At 42.6% G+C, this 24,664-nt stretch carries 22 protein-coding genes and 1 pseudogene; 14 read left to right on the forward strand and 9 right to left on the reverse strand.

Annotation, left to right across the window (positions count from 1 at the left end; all coding sequences use genetic code 11):
* Positions 1–67: 67 nt before the first annotated feature.
* From otnI to ltnD, 4 genes are read right to left on the reverse strand one after another with little or no spacing between them, the layout of a single operon-like run.
* Complete coding sequence (gene otnI / locus MS_RS09040; RefSeq protein ID WP_041640039.1) at positions 68–844, reverse strand: 2-oxo-tetronate isomerase; 777 nt, start codon at positions 842–844, stop codon at positions 68–70.
* 1 nt (position 845) lies between these two features.
* Complete coding sequence (locus MS_RS09045; RefSeq protein ID WP_011201137.1) at positions 846–1,478, reverse strand: aldolase; 633 nt, start codon at positions 1,476–1,478, stop codon at positions 846–848.
* The gene (gene otnK, locus MS_RS09050; protein WP_011201138.1) at positions 1,475–2,719 is read right to left on the reverse strand and encodes a 3-oxo-tetronate kinase; all 1,245 of its coding nucleotides are present in this window, start codon (positions 2,717–2,719) and stop codon (positions 1,475–1,477) included. The genes MS_RS09045 and otnK overlap by 4 nt, the downstream gene beginning before the upstream one ends.
* Before the next feature lies 1 nt (position 2,720).
* Positions 2,721–3,620, reverse strand: a complete 900-nt coding sequence (gene ltnD / locus MS_RS09055) for an L-threonate dehydrogenase (RefSeq protein WP_041640043.1) — start codon at positions 3,618–3,620, stop codon at positions 2,721–2,723.
* 206 nt (positions 3,621–3,826) lie between these two features.
* Here ltnD and MS_RS09060 point away from each other — a divergent pair, with 206 nt between their 5' ends.
* The gene (locus MS_RS09060) at positions 3,827–4,585 is read left to right on the forward strand and encodes a DeoR/GlpR family DNA-binding transcription regulator (protein ID WP_011201141.1); all 759 of its coding nucleotides are present in this window, start codon (positions 3,827–3,829) and stop codon (positions 4,583–4,585) included.
* Positions 4,586–4,666: 81 nt separating this feature from the next.
* Here the strand turns inward: MS_RS09060 and aspA are convergent, their stop codons facing one another.
* Positions 4,667–6,085 (reverse strand): aspartate ammonia-lyase, encoded by a 1,419-nt coding sequence (aspA, locus tag MS_RS09065; RefSeq protein WP_011201142.1) that lies wholly within the window; start codon positions 6,083–6,085, stop codon positions 4,667–4,669.
* Positions 6,086–6,361: 276 nt separating this feature from the next.
* On the opposite strand from aspA, the gene gorA reads away from it, so the two are divergent.
* Together gorA and murQ are read left to right on the forward strand one after the other, a co-directional pair.
* The gene (gene gorA / locus MS_RS09070; RefSeq protein WP_011201143.1) at positions 6,362–7,732 is read left to right on the forward strand and encodes a glutathione-disulfide reductase; all 1,371 of its coding nucleotides are present in this window, start codon (positions 6,362–6,364) and stop codon (positions 7,730–7,732) included.
* A 143-nt stretch (positions 7,733–7,875) separates the two neighbouring features.
* The gene (gene murQ / locus MS_RS09075; RefSeq protein ID WP_011201145.1) at positions 7,876–8,790 is read left to right on the forward strand and encodes an N-acetylmuramic acid 6-phosphate etherase; all 915 of its coding nucleotides are present in this window, start codon (positions 7,876–7,878) and stop codon (positions 8,788–8,790) included.
* A 52-nt stretch (positions 8,791–8,842) separates the two neighbouring features.
* On the opposite strand, the gene glpK is transcribed toward murQ, so the two are convergent.
* Entirely contained in the window at positions 8,843–10,354 is a 1,512-nt protein-coding gene (glpK, locus tag MS_RS09080; protein WP_041640045.1) for a glycerol kinase GlpK, read from the reverse strand.
* A 203-nt stretch (positions 10,355–10,557) separates the two neighbouring features.
* On the opposite strand from glpK, the gene MS_RS09085 reads away from it, so the two are divergent.
* From MS_RS09085 to MS_RS09135, 11 genes and pseudogenes are all read left to right on the forward strand, one after another.
* The gene (locus MS_RS09085; protein ID WP_011201148.1) at positions 10,558–11,451 is read left to right on the forward strand and encodes an MIP/aquaporin family protein; all 894 of its coding nucleotides are present in this window, start codon (positions 10,558–10,560) and stop codon (positions 11,449–11,451) included.
* A 332-nt stretch (positions 11,452–11,783) separates the two neighbouring features.
* A complete protein-coding gene (gene glpT, locus MS_RS09090; protein ID WP_041640048.1) occupies positions 11,784–13,229 on the forward strand; it encodes a glycerol-3-phosphate transporter in 1,446 nt (481 codons plus the stop codon).
* A 129-nt stretch (positions 13,230–13,358) separates the two neighbouring features.
* Positions 13,359–14,465 (forward strand): glycerophosphodiester phosphodiesterase, encoded by a 1,107-nt coding sequence (gene glpQ / locus MS_RS09095; protein ID WP_011201150.1) that lies wholly within the window; start codon positions 13,359–13,361, stop codon positions 14,463–14,465.
* Between the two features lie 206 nt (positions 14,466–14,671).
* Positions 14,672–16,354 carry an anaerobic glycerol-3-phosphate dehydrogenase subunit A gene (glpA, locus tag MS_RS09100; protein WP_011201151.1) on the forward strand — a complete coding sequence of 561 codons (1,683 nt, stop codon included), beginning with the start codon at positions 14,672–14,674 and terminating at the stop codon, positions 16,352–16,354.
* Positions 16,344–17,639 carry a glycerol-3-phosphate dehydrogenase subunit GlpB gene (gene glpB / locus MS_RS09105; protein WP_011201152.1) on the forward strand — a complete coding sequence of 432 codons (1,296 nt, stop codon included), beginning with the start codon at positions 16,344–16,346 and terminating at the stop codon, positions 17,637–17,639. Before glpA ends, glpB begins: the two co-directional genes overlap by 11 nt.
* A 9-nt stretch (positions 17,640–17,648) precedes the next feature.
* Positions 17,649–18,926, forward strand: coding sequence for an anaerobic glycerol-3-phosphate dehydrogenase subunit GlpC (glpC, locus tag MS_RS09110; protein ID WP_011201153.1), 1,278 nt, complete (start codon positions 17,649–17,651; stop codon positions 18,924–18,926).
* 203 nt (positions 18,927–19,129) lie between these two features.
* A complete protein-coding gene (yihA, locus tag MS_RS09115) occupies positions 19,130–19,747 on the forward strand; it encodes a ribosome biogenesis GTP-binding protein YihA/YsxC (RefSeq protein WP_011201155.1) in 618 nt (205 codons plus the stop codon).
* A gap of 136 nt (positions 19,748–19,883) precedes the next feature.
* A pseudogene (locus tag MS_RS09120) lies at positions 19,884–20,744 on the forward strand (YifB family Mg chelatase-like AAA ATPase); the annotation flags it as partial.
* A 103-nt stretch (positions 20,745–20,847) separates the two neighbouring features.
* The gene (locus MS_RS09125; protein ID WP_011201157.1) at positions 20,848–22,659 is read left to right on the forward strand and encodes a hypothetical protein; all 1,812 of its coding nucleotides are present in this window, start codon (positions 20,848–20,850) and stop codon (positions 22,657–22,659) included.
* Between the two features lie 8 nt (positions 22,660–22,667).
* Entirely contained in the window at positions 22,668–23,225 is a 558-nt protein-coding gene (locus MS_RS09130; RefSeq protein ID WP_011201158.1) for a hypothetical protein, read from the forward strand.
* A 29-nt stretch (positions 23,226–23,254) separates the two neighbouring features.
* Positions 23,255–23,515, forward strand: coding sequence for a nuclear transport factor 2 family protein (locus tag MS_RS09135; RefSeq protein WP_264352514.1), 261 nt, complete (start codon positions 23,255–23,257; stop codon positions 23,513–23,515).
* Between the two features lie 209 nt (positions 23,516–23,724).
* On the opposite strand, the gene MS_RS11165 is transcribed toward MS_RS09135, so the two are convergent.
* The 3 genes from MS_RS11165 to MS_RS09145 form a co-directional block, all read right to left on the reverse strand.
* Positions 23,725–23,883: a hypothetical protein gene (locus tag MS_RS11165; RefSeq protein WP_011201160.1), complete on the reverse strand. Its 159-nt coding sequence runs from the start codon at positions 23,881–23,883 to the stop codon at positions 23,725–23,727.
* The gene (locus MS_RS09140) at positions 23,876–24,115 is read right to left on the reverse strand and encodes a TfoX/Sxy family protein (protein WP_226977683.1); all 240 of its coding nucleotides are present in this window, start codon (positions 24,113–24,115) and stop codon (positions 23,876–23,878) included. The genes MS_RS11165 and MS_RS09140 overlap by 8 nt, the downstream gene beginning before the upstream one ends.
* Positions 24,116–24,248: 133 nt before the next feature.
* Positions 24,249–24,656 carry an OsmC family protein gene (locus tag MS_RS09145; protein ID WP_011201162.1) on the reverse strand — a complete coding sequence of 136 codons (408 nt, stop codon included), beginning with the start codon at positions 24,654–24,656 and terminating at the stop codon, positions 24,249–24,251.
* Between the last annotated feature and the right edge of the window lie 8 nt (positions 24,657–24,664).

A 24,664-nucleotide genomic window follows, 5' to 3' on the forward strand; every position in this document is an offset into this window, starting at 1 on the left:
CTTTAAAGACAACTAAAAAATATCTAAAAAAACAACCGCTCTCTTTTTTATTTAAATCTATTTAAATTTATTTGTATTTTTCAAACCAGGCTAAACCGGCTGTGGTTTCGGTTCGCGGTTTATATTCGCATCCTACATAACCGTCATAGCCGATAGCATCAAGCTTATCAAAGATATATTGATAGTTGATTTCTCCTTCATCGGGTTCGTGACGATCCGGAACGGATGCGATTTGAATATGTTTCATCACAGGCGCTACCCGATCGGTTAAACGCGCAAGATTGCCTTCCACATTTTGAGCGTGGTAATAATCAAGCTGTAGGAACACATTGTCCCGATTGACCAGCTCAATAATTTCTAGGGCGTCGTCCTGGGTTTTCATTAGATAATTTTCTTTTACTTGCGGGCTTAACGCTTCCAGTACAATATTGATATTATGCGGTTTAAATTTTTCCGACGCATAACGCAGATTATCAATAAAAGTCTGTTTGTATTTGGCGCGGCTCTGACCCGGCGGGACAACGCCGCCCATAATTAATACGGTCGGACATTGCAATACCAAGGCATATTCCAAAGCCAAATCAATATGTTGATGGCTTTCGGCTTCTCTGCCGGGAATGGCGGACACACCCCATTCGCCGGCAGCAATATCGCCGGGTAATGAGTTAAACAGAATTTGTTTTAAACCGTATTGATCCAGTTTGGCTTTAATCTGTTCGGCCGGATAATCATAAGGCCAAAGAAATTCGATATATTTAAATCCCGCTTTAGCCGCCGCTTCAAAACGATCTAAAAAAGGTACCTCGTTAAACATCATGGTTAAGTTTGCTGCAAATTTAGGCATTTTATTTTCCTCTGTTTTCAAGATCTTTCACTTCATCATCAGTGAGATAACGGATTTTTTGTCCTTGCAAGGTAAAGAAGAGTTTTGCCGTTTCCTCCAACTCCTCCGTATTATCCGATGCATCCAATAAATCGGCACCGGTTACTACGACACCATGGTTGGCAAGCAGAAAGGCCTTACCGCTCAATGCTCTTTCGCTTAGTTCACGGGCAATTTCGGGAGAACCCGGACGATAGTAAGGAATTACCTGCATTTTACCCACCCGCATGACGTAATATGGCGTGAAAGCCTTCATGGCGTTAGTGGGATCCAATCCCTGCAAGCAAGATAAGGCGGTCAGGTAAGTACAGTGTAAATGGACAATCGCATTACATTTCGGATTTTTGCGATACATTTCCAGATGGAAAACCGATTCTTTGGAAGGTTTATCGCCTTCCAATACATTACCGTCCATATCCAAAACGGATAAGCGTTCTACTTTCAATCGTCCTAATGACGAGCCGGTCGGTGTCACTAATACGCGGTTTTCATCCAGACGAACGGACAAATTGCCCGCACCGCCAACAGAATAGCCCCGCTCATAGAAAGAACGACCAAGCTGTACCATAAGTTCTTTTTGTTCTAAATCCGTCATAACAACATTCCTTGCGCATATTCAAAAAAATCTTCTTTACCGAAATTACCTGATTTCAAGGCCAGCGAGATATTTTCATCCAATGCTTTTAACCAAGGTACCCCCGGAGCGATTTGTTTACCGATATGGAATCCGGTAAAACCTAATTGCTGAACTACAATGCTTGAAGTTTCCCCGCCGGCAGTAATAAAGTTAACCACTCCCGCTTCGTTTTTTAAGCGTTGGGCTAATTTCGCAAAGGTATTTTCAATAGCATGACTTGCTTTATCGCCGCCAAATTTAGCCTGAATTTCATGCAGTTGTTCCGGAGGAACCGTTGCATACACCATCGGAGCTAAAGGTTCGTCTAAGTGTTTCACCACTTCGCGATAAAGTTCATCGGCGTAATTTGCATTGGTTAATGCGGATTCAACATCAAGATAAATACTTGCGGCTTTCGCTTTATAAGCGTTAACCTGTTTGTTTGTCATGACAGAACAGGAACCGGATAACACCACGGTTTTTCCTTTAGCGGGAACAAATGCATTAGCCCCTTTCTGGCCTCCGCTTAAACGAGCCGCCATATAGGCGCCTAATCCCGAACCGCCAGTTACCAGTTTCAAATCGGCTACCGCTTCGGCGAGTACGGCCAATTGCGCATTATCAACCGCATCAACCACGGCATAACGATAACCTTGCGCTTTTAATTCGGCAAAACGTTCTTTTACCCGTGCGGCACCTTGAATAACATCCGAGTAGGCGACTAAACCGGTTTTTCCTTTAGATTGCGCATCCATTAAGCGCATTAAATTGGCGTCTTTCATGGGGGTAATCGGGTGGTTACGCATACCGGATTCGCTTAGCAAAGTATCGCCGACAAATAAATAACCGTTAAAAATAGTACGGCCGTTAACCGGTAATGCCGGCGTAATCACCGTAAAATCATCATTTAACGCATCTAATAGGGCATCCGTTACAGGACCGATATTGCCTTTTTCCGTACTGTCAAAGGTAGAACAATATTTAAAATAATATTGGCTGCAGCCATTCGCTTTGAGCCAGTTAAAGGCATTCAGCGATTGTTCAATCGCTTCATTTACGGGATTTGAACGTGATTTTAAGCTGATAACCACGGCATCCACTTTATCCGCCAAAGGCGCTTTCGGCACACCGTTCATTTGTACGCAGCTTAAGCCGTTTTCCACCAAAAAGCTGGCAATATCACTTGCACCGGTGAAATCGTCCGCAATAACACCTAACATATCAGTTGCCTCCTTTTTTGGGTAACTCTATACCGCTAAAGATTTTAATTACCGCGCTGTCGTCTTCCTTACCGAAACCGGCATTGCTTGCCTCGGTAAACATTGAATATGCGGTACTTGCCAAATGAAGCGGAAAGTGGAGAGATTTAGCGGTATCATTCACCAAACCTAAGTCTTTTACGAAAATATCCACCATAGATAACGGCGTATAGTCACCGTCAACCACGTGTTTCATGCGGTTTTCAAACATCCAGGAATTACCTGCCGCATTGGTCACCACATCGTACATAACGTCTAACGGAATCCCCGCTTTTGAGGCTAACGCCATGGCTTCCGCACCCGCCGCAATATGTACGCCCGCCAATAATTGGTGTACGATTTTCACTGTTGCGCCTAAACCGATAGCTTCACCGATGTTATATACTTTGCTTGCCGTCGCATCTAAAACGGGTTGTAATTTATCAAACGCTTCTTTTGAACCTGAAGCCATAACGGTCATTTCACCTTTCATTGCTTTCGCGGCACCACCGGAAACCGGCGCATCTAACATAATCAAACCTAATTCTGTTAATTTTTGTGAAATTGCTTGTGCGTCAGCGGCGGCCATTGTGGAAGAAATCATTACTGCCGTACCCGGTTTTAGTTTTTTCGCAATGCCGGTTTCGCTAAATAATGCGGCATTGGCTTGGGCTGCATTGACCACTAAGACGACAACCGCATCCAAGTCTTTAGCAAAAGCATCGCCGTTGGAGGCCACATCTTTTGCCCCGGCCGCTTTTAATTTCTCTAATGCCGCCGGATTTAAATCAATACCGTAGGTTTCTAACCCCGCATTCACACATGACACGGCAGCACCCATGCCCATTGAACCAAGACCGATCACAGCAACTGAATAACTCATAATATTTCTCCTTATTGTGGATGAATGTTGTTTTACGGTTCGCATTATGCCCTTTTAAAAAATAAAAAACTGAGACAAAGATCACAAAAATTAACAAATAAAGTTAAATTGTGTGAATATTTGTTTTTTATTGGTATCAAGCTGACAAATTGACCAATAAAAGTTAGAATAAACCATTAAACTTAGTAGTATGAAAGGATTGAGTAGTGATTCCAGCCGAACGACAAAAAATGTTACTAAACCTTATTAGCCAGCAAGATATAGTCAGTATCAGCCAGCTGGTGGAAACCTTAGGTGTTTCCCATATGACCGTTCGCCGAGATATTCAAAAACTAGAAGAAGAAGGCAAAGTGGTTTCGGTTTCCGGTGGAGTAAAAATGTTAGAACATTTATCTATCGAGCCGACACATAACGATAAATCATTGCTTTCACCTTCCCAGAAGAGCCAGATAGGAATTAAAGCCTCCGAAATAATTCCTGAAAAAACAACAATCTACCTTGACGCAGGTACAACAACCTTAGAGATTGCGCACCATATTGTTGACCGTGAAGATCTATTAGTCATTACCAATGATTTTGTGATCGCTAATTTTTTAATGAAGGCGGGAAAATGTGAATTAATCCATACCGGCGGTTCAGTAAATAAATCAAACTATTCTTCCGTCGGAGAACTTGCCGCTCAGTTTTTACGCCAAATTTCTATTGATATCGCATTTATTTCCACATCTTCCTGGAATTTAAAAGGCTTGACCACACCTGATGAAAATAAATTACCGGTCAAAAGAGCTATTTTACAATCCAGTAATAAGCGCATTTTAGTTTCGGATTCGTCAAAATACGGTAAAGTCGCAACCTTCCAGATTTGCCCGCTGTCCGAATTTGATGTGATTATTTGTGATTCTGATTTATTGGAAAATGCCAAAGATGCAATTAATGAAATGAGAATAGAATTATTGCTCGTATAAAGTTTATTTATTTCGCAAAAATCCTAAAAAAATGACCGCAGTTTTAAAAGTGCGGTCATTTTTTCTAAAGTTTTGGATAAACTATTTACTTAACTTCGCTTTGTAAGTCGGATTCATTAAGTTTTCAACAGAAAGAATATCGTCTAATTCCGCTTCTGTGAGTAACCCTTTTTCCAATACTACATCGCGTACGCTACGGCCGGTTTGCGCGCAGATTTTACCGACGATGTCGCCATTATGGTGACCGATGAACGGGTTCAGATAAGTTACGATACCGATTGAATTCAACACGTAGTTTTCACAAATTTCTTTGTTTACGGTAATTCCGTCGATACATTTATCACGTAAATTCACACAGGCATTAGCTAAAATGTCGATAGATTCGAACATAGCCTGACCAATTACCGGTTCCATTACGTTCAATTGCAATTGACCGGCTTCCGCAGCGAAAGTAACGGTTGTGTCGTTACCCATTACTTTAAAGCAAACCTGATTCACTACCTCCGGCACAACAGGGTTAACTTTTGCCGGCATGATTGAAGAACCGGCTTGTAATTCAGGTAAGTTAATTTCATTTAAACCGGCGCGCGGACCTGATGAAAGTAAACGCAGGTCATTACAAATTTTTGAAAGTTTTACCGCAGTACGTTTTAATGCGCCGTGAACCATAACATAAGAACCGCAGTCTGATGTCGCTTCGATTAAGTTTGACGCTTTAACGCAAGGTAAACCTGTCACTTCGGCAAGGCGTTTCACCGCTAATTCGGAATATCCCGCAGGCGTATTCAAGCCGGTACCGATAGCCGTCGCACCTAGATTCACTTCTAAAAGTAAATCCGCCGCATGTTTTAAGTTACGTACTTCTTCTTCCAATAGTACGGCAAATGCTTTAAATTCTTGCCCCACTGTCATTGGCACCGCATCCTGTAATTGAGTACGACCCATTTTCAGAATATTGGCAAATTCTTTCGCTTTGTTATCAAAGCCGTCGTGTAAATATTGGATCTTATCCATTAATTTTAAAATGCTGTTATAAACGGCAATGCGGAACCCTGTCGGATAAGCATCATTAGTTGATTGGCTGGCATTAACGTGATCCATCGGGTTAATCACATTGTATTCGCCTTTTTGATGACCGATTTTTTCTAATGCCAGATTCGCCACCACTTCATTGGTATTCATGTTTACGGAAGTACCTGCACCGCCTTGATATACGTCTGAAGGGAATTGATCCAAGCATTTCCCGGTAGTTAAAATTTCGTCGCAAGCCGCTACGATTGCTTTGGCAATATCCGCAGGAATAGCGCCTAGTTCGCCGTTGGCAAGAGCAGTTGCTTTTTTAACCATTACCATGCCTTTTACAAATTCAGGCACATCAGAAATAGTTACTTTAGAAATATTAAAGTTTTCTACCGCTCTTAATGTATGAATTCCCCAATAAGCATCGGCGGGCACTTCACGTTCACCGAGTAAATCTACTTCTTTTCTTGTCGCTGCCATGTTGTTCTCCTTAATATGACGCTCTTTAATTGGTTGCCATTATAGTAACTCCGGTAGCGTAATAATGTGATCTAAATCAAATTTAAAAATATCATCACCGACATAAAAATAATGTTATTCATTACTTTTTTTAGGGCAAATAAAATAGCTATTTTCTTCAAATAACTATTTTTAAATTGATAAAACCAATCAAACCAATCATTTTATCCGCTTTGCTTTCTTTTTATTTTTTAGGCAAAATAGAACTAATTTCAACGGGAAAATAGGACAACAAAGATGACTAAACATTATGATTATATTTCTATCGGCGGCGGTAGCGGCGGTATTGCGTCAATCAACCGTGCGGCCGGTTACGGCAAAAAATGTGCGATTATCGAAGCCAAACATTTGGGCGGCACCTGTGTGAATGTCGGCTGCGTACCTAAAAAAGTAATGTTCTACGGGGCTCATATCGCGGATGCAATTAATCATTATGCGGAAGACTACGGTTTTGACGTCTCGGTGAATAAATTTGATTTTGCGAAGTTAGTTGAAAGCCGCCAGGCTTATATCGGCCGTATTCATACCTCATACGGTAACGGATTAAGTAAAAACAAAGTGGATGTTTTTAATGGTTTCGCCCGTTTTGTTGATGCAAAAACCGTCGAAGTCAGCTATGAAGACGGCAGCTCAGAGCAAATTACGGCGGATCATATACTTATCGCTACCGGCGGTCGCCCAAGTATTCCTAATGTAAAAGGTGCGGAATTCGGTATCAGCTCAGACGGCGTATTCGCCTTAAACGAATTACCGAAACGAGTTGCTGTTGTCGGTGCAGGTTATATTGCGGTAGAACTTGCCGGCGTATTTAACAGTTTCGGCGTCGAAACCCATTTATTTGTGCGCCAACATGCGCCGTTGCGTAATCAGGATCCTTTAATCGTCGATACGTTGGTTGAAGTGCTTGTTCAAGACGGCATTCAATTACATCAAAAAGCAATTCCGCAAGAAGTGGTGAAAAATGCCGACGGCTCCCTGACCTTAAAACTGGAAGACGGTCGTGAAACCGTAGTCGATAGCCTTGTATGGGCGATTGGTCGCGAGCCGGCAACGGATGTCATTAATCTGCAAGCGGCGGGGGTGGAAACCAATGACCGCGGTTTTATCAAAGTGGACAAATACCAAAATACCAATATTCCGGGCATTTATGCGGTCGGCGATATTATTGAAGGCGGCATTGAATTAACGCCTGTCGCCGTTGCGGCCGGCCGTCGGCTATCCGAACGTTTATTCAACAATAAACCGGATGAGCATTTAGATTATAATCTGGTGCCGACCGTTGTATTCAGTCATCCGCCAATCGGTACTGTCGGTTTAACCGAACCTAAAGCCATTGAAAAATACGGTGCCGAAAATGTGAAAGTATATACCTCGTCATTTACCGCAATGTACACCGCTGTTACCCAACATCGCCAACCTTGTCGAATGAAACTGGTTTGTGCTGGCGCTGATGAAAAAATCGTCGGTTTACACGGTATCGGCTTCGGCGTAGATGAAATGATTCAGGGCTTTGCCGTCGCCATTAAAATGGGTGCCACCAAAGCAGACTTTGATAACACAGTTGCAATCCATCCGACAGGTTCGGAAGAATTTGTCACCATGCGTTAATGTATCCGATAACAACAAAAGGTAGAGCGATCTACCTTTTTTGTTTATTGAACCCAATAAAAAACCGAAAATTTATACCGCACTTTTCACTCAAGCGTATTATCATATCTTTATCCGATTTATTTTAAACAACCTATAAAAATATGACCGAACAAAATCTTTTATCCTCGCTTGCACACATGATTAGCGAGCAACGCAATCCGAATTCAATGAACCTGGACAGTCTTTCCCCGTTAGAACTAGTGACCTTAATCAACAATGAAGACAAACAGGTGCCTTTAGCCATTGAAAAAGTATTACCGCAAATTGCGCAGGCGGTAGAAAAAATCGTACGGACTTTTCAGCAAGGCGGACGTTTGGTTTATATCGGTGCGGGAACCAGCGGGCGGTTAGGCGTATTAGACGCTTCGGAATGTCCGCCGACTTACGGCGTCAAACCTGAAATGGTGGTCGGGTTGATTGCCGGCGGCGAGCGTGCCTTACGACACCCTATAGAAGGGGCGGAAGATAATGCAGAGCAAGGCAAAGCGGATTTACAACAAATTAATTTTTCGAAAAAAGATATTTTAGTCGGCATTGCGGCAAGCGGCAGAACACCCTATGTCATAGGCGCATTGAACTATGCCAAATCCCTGGGGGCGATTACGATATCTATTGCCAGCAATCCGGATTCGGCAATGGCAAGCATAGCGGATATTGCCATTGATACCCTCGTCGGCGCAGAAGTGCTTACCGGGTCAAGCCGCATGAAATCCGGCACGGCACAAAAACTGGTGCTCAATATGCTCACTACGGCCAGCATGGTATTGATGGGAAAATGCTATCAAAACCTGATGGTTGATGTGCAGGCAAGCAATGAAAAATTGCGGGCAAGAGCCATTCGTATTGTGATGCAGGCGACGGATTGCGAAAAAGAAGTGGCTGAACGTTTCTTAAAAGCAGCGGATAATAATGCAAAATTAGCTATTATGATGGTATTAACAAATCTGGATAAACAACAAGCGTCGGTATTATTACAACGGCATCAAGGCAAATTAAGCCGCGCTTTATCTCAATAACAAAAAAGTGCGGTAAAATTTACCGCACTTTTGCTATTTATAGAGTGAAGGTTTATTCCACGTCTTCTTTCGCCCATTCTAATGCACGGCGAACCGCTTTTTTCCAGCCTTTATAACGACGTTCGCGTTTTTCGTTATCGTTATCCGGCGTAAATGTGCGTTCTACCCGGGCTTTGTCTTGCAATTCGCTTAGATCTTTCCAGAATCCGACGGCAAGGCCGGCAAGATATGCCGCACCTAACGCAGTTACTTCTTTCACTACCGGACGTTCAACGTTTACGTCAAGAATATCCGCCTGGAATTGCATTAAGAAGTTGTTTGCGGTGGCGCCGCCGTCCACGCGGAGATATTTTAATTTTTCACCGGAGTCGGACTGCATCGCTTCCAGCACGTCGCGGGTTTGATAAGCGATAGATTCAAGGGTTGCGCGCACAATATGGTTACGGTTTGCACCACGGGATAAACCTAAAATCGCACCGCGTGCATACGGATCCCAATACGGCGCGCCTAAGCCGGTAAACGCCGGCACAACATAAACGCCGTTGGTGCTCGGCACTTTGGTGGCGAAGTATTCGCTGTCGTAGCTATCATGTACGATTTTAAGTTCGTCACGCAACCATTGGATGGATGCGCCGGCAATAAATACGGAACCTTCAAGCGCATATTCCGGTTCGCCTTTTGCATTACAGGCGATGGTTGTTAACAAACCGTTTTTAGAAGTAATGGCTTTATCACCGGTATGAAGCAACATAAAGCAGCCCGTACCATAAGTGTTTTTGGCTTGACCCGCAGTCACACATAAATGACCGTAAAGCGCCGCTTGTTGGTCACCGGCAATACCTGCAACCGGAATACGCACACCGCCTTTACCGCCGATATTGGTTTGACCGTAAACTTCGGAAGAGTTTTTCACTTCAGGTAACATTGAACGCGGAATATCCAAAATTTCCAGCATTTTGTCATCCCATTGTTTGGTATGGATATTGAATAGCATAGTACGGGAAGCATTGGTATAGTCTGTCACATGTACGCGACCTTGGGTTAATTTCCACACCAGCCAAGTATCTACCGTACCGAATAACAATTCGCCGCGTTCCGCTTTTGCACGCGCCCCTTCTACATTATCCAAAATCCATTTTACTTTAGTGCCTGAGAAATAAGGATCCACCACTAAACCTGTGGTTTGACGGATATAGTCTTCGTAACCGTCCGCCTTTAATTTATCGGTAATATCGGAAGTACGACGGCATTGCCATACAATTGCGTTATAAACCGGATTGCCGGTTTCTTTTTCCCATACGATTGTGGTTTCACGCTGGTTGGTGATACCGATAGCGGCAATTTCATCGGAAGTGATACCGGCTTTTGCCACCACTTCGTTTAAAGTAGAACTTTGTGTCGCCCAGATTTCCATCGGGTTATGTTCTACCCAACCGGCTTTAGGATAAATCTGAGTAAATTCACGTTGAGCGATTTCCACAATATTCGCATCATGATCTAATAACACGGCACGAGAACTTGTTGTACCTTGGTCTAACGCAATGATGTATTTTTTCTCAGACATAGTTAATCTCCTACTTGAGTAATTTATAAAATATGTGTTCAAAACTTATTTTGAACTAAAACGAACAAATCACGGGACAAAATTAATCAATATCGCTCAAATAATAAAGCGGAAAAAATCAAATATTTGAACTTGCTCACAATTATTTTACAAAATTATTCTAAATCGAAAAATAATTGTGAAGGAGTTAACAAATTTGAATTTTGCCTCTTTTCTTTTATTTCATTCTTTACATAATGACACACATTCTCTGTGAGAATAGAGAATTCAAAAAAATCCCTAATGGCTTATTTTTAATAAAAACAACGAATCACAATTTTTTTAAGCATAATTCTCAATCATCTAAGGAGAAAAATATGAATCCGTATTTAGCAGAATTTTTAGGTACAGCACTTTTAGTTCTAATGGGTAATGGGGTTGTGGCAAATGTTTGCCTTAACAAAACCAAGGGGAACGGTTCCGGCTGGATTGTAATCACAACCGCTTGGGCATTTGCGGTTTATGTCGCCGTTGTAGCGACGGGTCCGTATAGCGGCGCACATTTAAATCCGGCGGTAACATTAGGTTTGGCGGCAAACGGCGGTTTCAGCTGGACAATGGTTCCCGGTTATATCATCGCCCAGATTCTCGGCGGTATTTTCGGCGGTTTAGTCGTTTACCTATTCTATCGGGATCACTTCTCGGCAACAGAGGATGAAGGCGCAAAACGCGCATCTTTCTGTACTGAACCCGCTATCCGTAATTACGGTAGCAATTTATTCAGTGAAATTATCGGTACCGTAGTGTTGGTATCCGTAATTTTCTATATCTCAGCGGGCTCAATCACATTACCTGGTGCGGAAGGCGCAACACCGGTGGGGTTAGGTTCTATCGGCGGCTTACCGGTAGCAATTCTTGTATGGGCAATCGGTTTAAGTTTGGGCGGTACAACAGGTTATGCAATTAACCCGGCGCGTGACTTAGGTCCTCGTATCGCACTAACATTATTAAGCAAAAAACTAAAAACCTCTCCGGATTGGGGATATGCCTGGGTTCCTGTATTAGGTCCATGTATCGGTGGTTTACTTGCAGCCATTGGTTATCAAATCGTTATGTAAATAACCGATGATTTCTATGTAAATTTAAAGGTTAGCTTATTCAGTTAAGTTGACCTTTTTATTTATGATGAATTGCTCGAATTCACCCGTCTTTTTTTTTCAAAAATACCAATTTATAGTTAAGAGACTTTCGTAATAGTTCGAAAACACTCAAAAATATTGTGACTAAAATCACAAATATATAACATTTTAATTTTTTCTTTATCAAAATTAGCGTATCTTTGGCTCAGCAAGTGCTTTATGCATTGCAATTGAGAACCAAAATGCTCATGTTTTAACGTCAGTTAATCACGGCAAAATATTATTATATTTATAACAAGTTGGAGAATTTTATGTTTGGTCCTTTCAAACCGGCTCCTGCTATCGCAGAGCTGCCGGCAGATAAAATAGACTCTACATACCGCCGCTTACGCTGGCAGGTATTTATGGGGATTTTCTTTGGTTACGCCGCATTCTACTTCGTTCGTGCGAATTTCGATTTAGCACAAAAAGGTTTAATTGAAGCGGGCATGTATACAAAAACGGAACTCGGTATTATCGGTACCGGCGCAGGTCTTGCTTACGGGTTATCTAAATTTGTGATGGCCGGTATGTCTGACCGTTCCAACCCGAAAGTATTCTTACCTTTCGGTTTATTACTTTCAGGTTTATGTATGACCTTGATGGGCTTAATTCCATGGGCGACATCAGGCATTTTAATTATGTTCGTGCTGATCTTCCTAAACGGTTGGTTCCAAGGTATGGGTTGGCCTCCTTGCGGACGTACAATGGTTCACTGGTGGTCAAAATCCGAACGAGGTACCATCGTTTCAATTTGGAACTGCGCCCATAACGTCGGCGGTATGGTTCCGGGTATGATGGTATTATTGGCAAGCGCCGTTTATTTCAGTAATACCGGCGTTCAGGCAACAGCCAAAGACGTATGGCAACAAGCGTTATATTATCCGGGTATTGCCGCGATGATCGCAGCCATTCCGGTTTATTTCGTGATGAAAGATACGCCGCAATCCTGCGGTTTACCGCCGATTGAAAAATGGCGTAACGATTATCCTGACGACTATAACGAAAAAACATACGAACACGATTTGACTACAAAAGAAATTTTCGTGAACTATGTATTAAAAAACAAATTGTTATGGTACATCGCTATTGCTAACGTATTCGTTTATTTAATCCGCTACGGCGTATTAAAATGGTCTCCGGTATATTTGGGTGAAGTAAAACACTTTAATATCAAAGGTACCGCATGGGCATATACAATTTATGAATTAGCCGCAATTCCGGGCACATTATTGTGCGGTTGGGTATCGGATAAAATCTTCAAAGGTAAACGCGGTTTAACCGGTTTCATCTTCATGATTTTAACCACTATTGCGGTATTTGCCTTATGGAAAAACCCGGCTACACCGGAAGCGGAACTCGCGCAATACGCAGGCTTACCGTTCTATAAAAATCCGTACCAATTGATGGACTTCATTTTAATGACAACCGTTGGTTTCTTAATCTATGGTCCTGTAATGTTAATCGGTTTACACGCACTTGAACTTGCACCGAAAAAAGCGGCGGGTACTTCAGCAGGTTTCACCGGCTTATTCGGTTACTTGGGCGGTACGGTTTCCGCATCAGCCGTTGTCGGTTGGGCTGCCGATAAATTCGGTTGGGACGGCGGTTTTTACGTCATGATCACCGGCGGTATCTTAGCGGTTATCTTAATGTTCATCGTTATGGTTGCCGAAGGAAAACACAAAGCCAAATTGAGCGATCATTACGGAAAATAATATCTAACTCTCAAGGTTTTAAATAATGCGAAAAGGAAGAGCAGTACCTCAATTGTTCTTCCTTTTTTATTTTTAAAACTTCGCGAAAATTAACCGCACTTTTTAGCTCTAAACATAAGGAGAACTACAATGAAACATAAACTAAAAACCCTTGCGATCGGCTTAGCATTTGCAACCTTAGCAGCTTGCTCCAGTCAAACCGCACAACAAACAACGCCTATGAACAATCAGGAAAAATTAGTCATTGCCCACCGCGGCGCAAGCGGTTATTTACCGGAACATACATTGGAAAGTAAAGCCTTGGCGTTTGCTCAACAGGCGGATTACTTAGAACAAGATTTAGCCATGACCAAAGACAACCATTTGATTGTGATCCACGATCATTTCCTGGACGGCTTAACCGATGTGGCTAAAAAATTCCCGAATCGTCACCGTAAAGACGGGCGTTATTATGTGGCGGATTTCACATTAAAAGAAATCAAATCCCTCGAAATGACAGAAAATTTCAAAACGGAAAACGGCAAACAGGTGCAGGTTTATCCGAACCGCTTCCCTATGTGGAAATCCCATTTCACTATTCACACGTTTGAAGAAGAACTTGAATTTATTCAGGGTTTAGAAAAATCCACCGGCAAAAAAGTGGGGATTTATCCGGAAATAAAAGCACCTTGGTTACATCATCAGGAAGGCAAAGATATTGCCGTCGCTACTTTAAAAGTATTACAAAAATACGGCTACACCAAGAAAACGGATCCCGTTTATCTGCAAACCTTCGATTTTAATGAGCTGAAACGGATTAAAACCGACTTGCTCCCTAAAATGGGTATGGATGTAAAACTCGTTCAATTGGTTGCCTATACCGACTGGCATGAAACCGAAGAAAAAAATGCACAGGGCAAATGGGTAAACTACGATTATGACTGGATGTTTAAAGACGGTGCGATGGCTGAAGTCGCTAAATATGCCGACGGTGTCGGACCGGGTTGGTATATGTTAATCGACGATAAAAACTCTAAAGCCGGCGATATAAAATATACACCGATGGTAGCGGATATTGCGAAAACGAAAATGGAACTTCATCCTTACACGGTCCGTAAAGACGCATTACCGGCATTCTTTACCGATGTAAACCAAATGTATGACGCATTATATAACCATGCGGGCGCAACCGGCTTATTTACGGACTTCCCCGATTTAGCCGTGAAGTTTCTAGGTAAAGATAAAAATAAACAATAAAACCAAAATTTCCTAATTTTGAACCGCACTTAAAAAAGTGCGGTTCTTTTTTTCAAAATTTTTTGTGATCTCCTTCACAATATAGTTTCTTTTTCGCTCAAAATACTATTCTAAAACGCTCATTTACAATAAAATAACATTACGCTATGTTGGGTTGCGTATTTTATTTAACAACCAATCAATTTACTTTCACTCGTGGGGGCATTATGGGAATGTCATCTCAACTTTATAAAAATGTTGGTGATTTTTCACCTATTAATACTGATGTGATTATTATCGGGGGCGGTGCCACCGGTGCCGGTGTGGCTCGAGATTGTTCATTACGCGGTTTGAAATGCGTATTGTTAGAGCGTCATGATATTGCGACCGGTGCGACGGGCCGTAATCACGGCTTGCTCCACAGCGGCGGTCGTTATGCAGTCAATGATCGTGAATCCGCCGAAGAATGTATCAAAGAAAATCTTATTTTAAAACGTATTGCCCGTCATTGTGTGGATGACACGAAAGGCTTATTTATCACTCTGCCGGAAGATGATCTTGACTATCAGAAAAAATTTATCGAGGCTTGTCAGGCATCCGGCATTGAAGCGGAAGCCATTGATCCGGCTTTAGCAAAATTTATGGAACCTTCCGTGAATCCGGATTTAGTCGGCGCGGTAGTAGTTCCCGACGGTTCTATCGACCCGTTTCGTTTAACCGCAGCCAATATGATTGATGCGGTTGAAAACGGCGCTCAGGTTTTCACTTACTGCGAAGTAAAAGGCTTAATCCGTGAGGGCGGACGCGTTATCGGGGTCAATGTTTACGATCATAAAAATAAAATCAACCGTCAGTTCTTTGCGCCGATGGTGGTCAATGCCGGCGGGATCTGGGGTCAGGGTATCGCAGAATACGCGGATTTAAAAATTCGTATGTTCCCGGCAAAAGGGGCGTTATTAGTCATGGGGCACCGTATCAACGGCATGGTTATTAACCGCTGTCGTAAACCTGCGGATGCGGATATTCTGGTACCCGGCGATACGATTTGTGTAATAGGTACCACATCCGACCGCATTCCTTACGATCAGATCGATAACATGGAAGTAACGCCGGAAGAAGTGGATATTCTTATCCGCGAGGGGGAAAAATTAGCACCGAGCCTGCGTCATACCCGCGTACTTCGCGCCTATGCGGGGGTAAGACCGTTAGTGGCGACGGATGATGACCCGTCCGGTCGTAATGTAAGCCGAGGTATCATATTGCTGGATCACGCACAACGTGACGGTTTGGATGGTTTTATTACCATTACCGGCGGTAAATTAATGACTTATCGTTTAATGGCTGAATGGGCGACGGATTTAGTCTGTCAAAAACTCAATAACAGCAAAAAATGCGAAACGTCCGACCGTACTTTACCGGGTTCTAACGAAAGCCGTGAAGAAACCAGCCAAAAAGTGGTTTCTCTACCGACTACGATTCGTAACTCCGCCGTTTATCGCCATGGTTCGCGCGCTACCCGTTTATTGGAAAACGAACGTTTAGATCGTTCTTTAGTCTGTGAATGCGAAGCGGTTACCGCAGGCGAAGTGCGTTATGCGGTTGATGAACTTAACGTCAACAATCTTATTGACTTACGCCGTCGCACCCGTGTGGGAATGGGAACCTGCCAGGCGGAACTTTGCGCCTGTCGTGCCGCCGGTTTAATGGCGCGTTTTGACGTGGCGACACCTCGTCAGTCAACGGAACAATTAGCCTCATTTATGGAAGAACGCTGGAAAGGCATTCGCCCTATTGCCTGGGGCGATGCGGTGCGTGAAGCCGAATTCACAAGCTGGATTTATTACAGCCTGCTTGGTTTAAATGATGTATTACCAGAAGATGCGCAAGGAGTGAATAACAATGAATTTTGATGTCGTGATTATCGGTGCGGGAATCGCCGGTTTAACCTGCGGTCTCACCCTACAAGAAAAAGGCGTTCGTTGTGCAATCATTAATAACGGTCAGGCGGCACTGGATTTTTCTTCCGGTTCTATGGATTTATTAAGCCGCTTACCAAACGGAAGTACGGTGGATTCTTTTGCACAATCTTATGCCGCACTTGCGCAACAATCACCAAACCACCCTTATGTTATTTTAGGCAAAGATGTGGTATTAGACAAAATACAACAATTCGAAACCCTTGCCAAATCACTCAATTTATCTTTGGTCGGTTCAAGCGACAAAAATCATAAAAGAGTAACCGCACTTGGCGGTCTGCGCGGTACATGGCTTTCACCGAACAGTGTGCCGACAGTCAGCCTTGAGGGCAAATTCCCGCACGATAACATCGTATTGCTGGGTATTGAAGGCTATCATGATTTTCAACCGCAATTATTAGCGGATAACCTCAAACAAAATCCGCAATTTGCTCATTGTGAAATTACGACGAATTTCTTGCATATTCCGGAATTAGATCATTTGCGCCAAAACAGTCGCGAATTCCGAAGTGTAAATATCGCTCAAGTGCTTGAATATAAATTGTCGTTCAATAATCTTGTGGATGAAATCAAACAAGCGGTCGGTAATGCCAAAGCGGCATTTTTACCCGCCTGTTTCGGGCTTGACGACCAATCGTTCTTTGAATCGCTCAAACAAGCGACCGGCATCGAACTTTATGAGCTACCGACACTTCCGCCTTCATTATTGGGTATTCGCCAACACCGCCAATTACGTCATCGTTTTGAAAAGCTAGGCGGTGTAATGTTTAACGGTGACCGCGCATTACGTTCCGAATTCGAAGGTAATAAAGTCGCCCGTATTTTCACACAATTACATCTTGAAAACGCCGTTACGGCAAAATATTTTGTGTTAGCTTCCGGCGGATTCTTTAGTAACGGTTTAGTATCCGAATTTGAAGAAATTTATGAACCGTTATTCAGATCCGACATCGTAAAAACCGAGCGGTTTAATGCAACGGATCGTTTCTCCTGGATCAGTAAACGCTTTGCCGATCCGCAACCTTACCAATCCGCCGGCGTAGTCATTAATGCCGAATGTCAGGTACAAAAAGACGGAAACAACGTGGAAAATCTGTTTGCCATTGGTGCTGTCATCGGCGGCTATAACGGTATTGAACTGGGTTGCGGCTCAGGAGTTGCCGTTACAACGGCATTGAAAGTTGCAGACAATATTATCGCTAAAGAAAGCAGCAATTAGGGGGAGAGAATGAATATTCAAGAATTGATTAAGCAAGCAAAACAAGATATGCAATCTCCTATCGCGGCGGAAATCTTTCATGATAAAAGTTTTGAAAGTTGTATAAAATGTACCGCTTGTACCGCCGTTTGTCCGGTTTCCCGCAACAATCCGTTGTATCCGGGGCCTAAACAGGCGGGTCCCGACGGCGAACGTTTACGCTTAAAAAGCCCTTCATTCTATGATGAAGCATTAAAATACTGCTTAAACTGTAAACGTTGTGAAGTTGCTTGTCCGTCAGATGTAAAAATCGGCGACATCATCGTTCGTGCGAGAAATAAACACTTAGCGCAGCAAAACAAACCTTTCGTACAAAAATTACGCGATGCGATTTTAAGTAATACGGATATTATGGGCACGCTTGCAACACCGTTCGCCCCGATTGTGAACACCGTAACGGGTTTAAAAGCTACAAAATTCGTGCTGGAAAAAACCATTCAGGTAAGCAAACACCGCACTTTGCCTAAATACTCCTTTGGTACGTTTCGCAGCTGGTACATGAAAAACGCGGCAAAAGAACAGGCAAAATTCGACCAAAAAGTGGCGTATTATCACGGTTGCTACGTTAACTATAATAATCCGCAATTAGGTAAAGAATTTATTCAGGTCTTTAATGCCATGGATATCGGCGTGGTATTGCTCGAAAAAGAAAAATGCTGTGGGTTGCCATTGAGTGTGAACGCTTTCCCTGAACGAGCGAAAAAACTTGCGCAATTCAACACGGATTACATTGAAAAAATGTTGGATGAAAACGGATTGGATGTTATCAGTGAAGCTTCAAGCTGCACCTTAAACCTTCGTGACGAATATCATCATATTTTAGGTATCGACAACGCCAAAGTGCGCCCGCACATTCACATGGTAACGCCGTTCCTATATAAATTATTCCAACAAGGCAAAACATTACCGTTAAAACCGCTTAAACTCCGTGTCGCCTATCATACGGCCTGCCATGTAGAAAAAGCCGGCTGGGCGCCATACACCCTTGAAATTTTAAAACAAATTCCGGGACTGGAAGTGGTTGTGTTGCCGTCGCAATGCTGCGGTATCGCCGGAACTTACGGTTTCAAAGCGGAAAACTATGAAACCTCCCAAGCCATCGGTAAAACGCTGTTTGATAACATCAACGAAGGCGGTTTTGACTACGTAATCTCGGAATGTCAAACCTGTAAATGGCAAATTGATATGTCAAGTAATGTAACCTGTATCCACCCGATTACATTATTGGCTATGTCAATAAACCAATAAAAATCCTCAAAAACCGACCGCACTTTGCAACTTTCGTAACCCAAAGTGCGGTATTTTTTTCTGATTTTTGAACATCTATGCAAAACGTTTCGTTAACTAAATGGAAAATCAATCTGTAACTTTAATAAAAAAGTTACATTTTTTGTCGTGATAGGCTGAATTATCGGGTATCCTATACGGAATTTTTTATTTAGGGGATCGCAATGACAGAATTTAAATTGAATTACCACAAAACACACTTTATGACGAGTGCGGCAAATATTCATCAGCTGCCAAAAGACGAAGGAATGGAAATTGCATTTGCCGGACGTTCAAATGCGGGGAAATCAACCGCACTTAATGCATTAACCAATCAGAAAAACCTTGCGCGCACCTCAAAAACACCGGGTCGTACCCAATTAATTAATTTATTTGAAGTGGAACCTCAATATAAATTGGTGGATTTGCCGGGTTACGGTTATGCCGCCGTGCCGGAGCAGATGAAATTACAATGGCAAAAATCCTTAGGCGAATATTTACAACATCGAGAATGTTTAAAAGGTGTGGTTATTTTGATGGACATCCGCCACCCGCTAAAAGATTTGGATCAACAAATGATTGAATGGGCCGTATCATCCGATTTACCCGTGCTTCTGCTGCTAACCAAAGCGGATAAACTAAGTCAAAGCGCAAGAAGCAAACAAGTTAAAACGGTACGCGAGGCAATTCTGCCGTTCCAGGGCGATGTGCAGGTTGAAGCCTTTTCTGCGCAAAACAAAATCGGAATTGATAAACTGGCCGCTAAGTTGGACTCCTGGTTTTCATCACTTTTAACCGAATAAAATTTTATTTCTGCGAGCCGGATCTCAAAGTGCGGTAAAAAAATCAAAATTTTTACCGCACTTTTTTATTATTTCTCCTTATTATTAACACGCTTTATTTATAAACGGGCGAATTCCTTCTAATACCGGAGAAAATATGTCTCTTGCCATTGTTTACACCCGAGCCTCCATGGGCATTCAAGCGCCATTGGTCACCATTGAAGTACATATCAGTAACGGGAAACCGGGGTTCACCTTGGTCGGTTTACCGGAAAAAACGGTAAAAGAAGCGCAGGATCGCGTACGTAGCGCCCTGATTAACACGCAATTTAAATATCCGGCGAAACGGATTACAGTGAACCTTGCACCGGCTGATCTGCCAAAAGAAGGCGGACGTTTCGATTTGCCCATTGCTATCGGTATGCTTGCCGCTTCAGGGCAAATTGATGCGGATAAATTGCGTCGGTTTGAATTTATCGGCGAGTTGGCCTTAACGGGAAATTTGCGCGGCGTTCACGGCGTTATTCCGGCTATTCTCGCCGCACGACAGGCTAAAAGATATGCTGTTATCGCCGCTCAAAATGCCAATGAGGCGGCATTAATTTCCGATCAGGAAAGTTTCTTCGCTACATCATTACTTGAAGTAGTACAATTTTTAAATGAACAAAACAAACTGCCGTCCACCTCTGATTTAACGCCTCAATCAGCAAAAAACGGCTCCTCAACAATTACAAAAGATTTAACGGATATTATTGGTCAGCAACACGCTAAGCGGGCGCTTATTATTGCGGCAGCCGGACAGCACAATCTGCTTTTTCTAGGTCCGCCCGGCACCGGGAAAACAATGCTTGCCAGCCGCTTAACCGATCTTTTACCGGAAATGACCAATCAAGAGGCAATCGAAACCGCCTCTGTCACCAGCCTTGTGCATAATGAATTGAATTTTACTAATTGGAAACAACGCCCTTTCCGGGCTCCTCATCATAGCGCTTCACCGGCGGCGTTGGTCGGCGGAGGATGTGAAAACTAGAAATAAATGTCAAAAACAATAAATAAATGTCACAAATCTTTCTCTAATTTCGCTATAATTCGATCATCAAAACTTTAAGGGGAAATCCGTTATGTTCTACATCAATAACGACAATTTCAAACGAGAACCTTATCGAGGATATTGTCCGAAGCACCTTGAAAAGCATTTTACCAAACCACGCCTTGACATTAGAGGCAACGGCTATTATTCCCCCAACAATGAATACGTGGTAGCTTGGTATGAGTCGGACTTCATTTTTAAGTCAGATAAAGCTCAAGCACATGCAAAAGTGAAGTTTGTTAATTTAACTTGCCCCAAATATACTGGTAAAAACGACGCTGAATATTTAAGCGTTTTGTATATCTCCGTTCCTCTCAATTATCTGCATTATTTCACTATCGGCAGTATCTGGAAAGGCGGTGTCGCCAAAGAGCAGTTTGCTTTCGAAGAATTTTACATTACGGTTGAAGCTGAAAATCAAGATGGTAAACGAGAAAACCTCTCAATCGTTTCATTCGGTGAGAGTGAGGAAAACGGTTTAGAGAAACCATTTGATTACACAATCTACACTATCCCCACAGAATATCACAACTACGGTGATGACCTAAACCGACTACTTTCCATCTCTTACCAAAATCAAAAATTCATTATCCATCCGCTACATATTTTTATGATGCACTACGGGTACTCTACGGACATCAAGCGTATCTTGGCAACATACCCACTTGACGAGGTAAGAGAACGCCTATTTATAGATAAGGTCGTTGAGAATTTTGATGTAGAGCGTTATGTCGTTTTACCGAAATACTTTGTAAAAAAAGATGCAATTTTCCTCTATCACTTAAAATATGACGAAGAGACTACGGGAATAAGAGTAAAAAATCTTGTAAGTCAGTTTAGGTTAAATGTTCGTAATCAAAAACATCCAATAGAAATAGGGTTTTGGCACACACAAAAGGTTGAATTAAAAATCCGTGGTATTCGACTTGGAAATGCCGTGTTATGCGCAGAAATTATCGGTCTTAATCAGCCCGAAGGCGAAGATATTACGCTAGTGCTATCTCAATCGAAAAGAGAAAAATCGGGTAATAAAACCGAGGAACAAAATAACGAGGTAAATAACGTTCCTATTACCAGAGTTTATACACGAGAACCTGAATTGGATGAGTTACCACTCACCGATAACTCCCCAGATAATCGAACAGTCGAATACAACAAGCGACAATTTGAACTCTTGGGCCGTCAACGCCAAATCAGAGCGCTCAAGAAAGCACGCGAAGAGAGTAATCAGAAAATGAAAGCCTTGACTCCAGATGAGATAGACTCACTGGGTGTAGGTGAATCAGATGGCCGAAACGGTAAGGTTGGACTCGCTTTCTGTTTCCTTGATGATACACCTGTTGGCAAAAGCTCCAAACTATACAAATTATGGCAGCACGCGAAGGCTGTTGCGGAATGGAATCACGGTGAGGCGCACTGGTACACGCCTAATCTCGGTTTTAGAAATGACGGTGAACTCCTTCCCGTTTCCTTAGAAACCAACAAATGTTTCGACTACCCTGAAATCGCGATAATTATCCGCCTACAAATATACGGAGAAACATTTTTCCTGATTGATTTCTCAATGAAGCAAAGAGATATAAGCATTCGTGGCTTAGGGTATAAACCCGATCCAAACGAAGATTTTCTCTATGAAAGTGATATGAGCAAAAGTGAATTATCCGAATTATTGTCCGCAGTTCATCATCATGAACATCTGCCAAAAGAGTACATAGAGAAAAAGAACAAAGAAAAAACCAAACTCACTACATTTAACCATAGCGAAGCCGAAAGTAGTAATTGGGCTTATAACGCGGTGCAAAAATTAACTTCAAGGGCAATTACTAAGCCGACATATTTTTAATTATTTTTATGAATGCAGAACAACGTGTAATTGTTACTCCGACATTTTGGGGTAAATTTTTTGGAAAAATTAAAAGTGTTGAACTTCAACAAAACAAAGTTATCGTAACTGACAAAAAGAATAATATAACTGAACATGATTTAGGAAAAACTTTTGACTTTCCAGCTATCCAGAAGTCTTTCTTTGGTACTAAATTATTTTTTAAAGACGATAGCACAGAAGTTGTTTTATCAAAACTTGCGAAAAAACAAACTGATAGTCTATTACTTGAAATCGAAAAAGTAGTTGCATCTAATATTAAAGTGAAAGTAAAAGAGGGTTTTCAACACTTTGCAAATTTAGCCGAAAATCAATATCTCAGAGATTCCGACATTCCTACATTAAATGATCGTGTAAGATTGTCTGTACTTTCCTATGGGGATAACAAAGAACATTTTCAAAAATACTTTGATGAAAGTTTGGTTAAGAAAATTCAATATATCTCTTCACTTTTGGGTTTTGTGCAACTGCTACATAATACCGTATCAATCAGTTTCAGGCACAACAAGCTGCCGATTTGTATTTAGACAGCCGATATTGGCAGCACAATCCGCGTGTGGCAGATGGCGCAGATGCTTTTGTTCAGGCATTTACGCAATTGGCTCAAAGCAAACCGCAAGCACGCGGTACAATTAAGCGTGTGATTGCCGAAGGGGATTATGTGGTGCTGCATGTTCACCGCCAAGATACGCCTGATGATTTGGGTAGAGCCGTTGTAGATATTTTCCGTCTGGACAAAGACGGCAAAATTATTGAACATTGGGACGTTGGTCAAGCTGTGCCTGAAAAAACGGCAAGCGGACGCAGTATGTTTTAATTGAAAAACGTGCAATACAATGAAGATTGGCGTTATATCCATTTCCTACTAAATGATTTAATGCAAGTTATCCTAGATCTTAATCCGAAGCGAAAATCGGGCAAGCGTGGGATTTGACGGAAAAGCCCGTGTTGAATGAAAAGTGGTGGGAATAACGGAATGCATAAATTTAATGCCGTCTGAAAATTTCCGATAAAACAACCGCACTTTTAACGCTTTGATTTGTAAGCTGCTTGGTTCGGCACAAAAGCATAAAAAGAGCGGTCGGTTTTGAGAAAGTTTTTACCCGCCGCGCTCACGGCTTCTCCGCCTTTGGCGTAGCCGATATTCAAACGCAGGCGTTTGTGCCGTTGCAAAATTTCAAGCACCCGCCAGCGCTTTTATCCCCAAATCAAACCATTGCTGCAATTTTTCCCGCTCTTCCACATCTTCATCGGGAATCGACCAATAGTGCATTTTCTGCCGTTTGCCACGGGAAAAGTATTCATATTGCACCGCCCCTTTTGCTTGGAAAACCGGCAGGGTTTCGGCATTGGTTTTGACAAAAATCCGATGTCGGCGTTGATAATCGCCACGATTTTGCCGCCTAAAAACAGGCATTCTTCGCCGAACATTCGTTTCTGACGAAACGGAAAACGCCCTGCAAGTTGGTCGCAGACAAATCGTGCAAATTCTTTGGACATCGGTTTTCCTTAATAAAAAAGCGGAACATTTATTCCGCTTATTGATAGGTTTATTGATAAACAAAATGAAACTCTTGCACCAAATCCGCGCGCAGGCTGCGCCCGACGATGCACAAATCGCGCGTGGCGTTTTCCACCGCTTGGCGCACTTCGTCGCTGAAACCCGCCTTCAAATAAAAGTGAATCACGATTTTCGTTACCTGAAATTGCTGCATATCCGCTTCTTTTTCCACTTCGGCATAACAGCCCGAAAAATCCGCGCCCAATTGCTCGGCGCGCAATGCCATAATCGTCATCGCGCAACCTGCCAGCGAAGCCGCCAATAAATCGGCGGGCGAAATGTTTTCGCCATGCCTGCCCACGGATTTGCCCGCGTCGGTAATAACGGTTTGCCCGTTGGATAAATGGGTGATTTGTTGGCGCAGTTTGCCTTGGTATTCGACTTTAACGGCTTTCATGCTTTGCT

The organism is [Mannheimia] succiniciproducens MBEL55E (genome assembly GCF_000007745.1).
In the GTDB taxonomy this organism is placed as follows: Bacteria; Pseudomonadota; Gammaproteobacteria; order Enterobacterales; family Pasteurellaceae; genus Basfia; species Basfia succiniciproducens.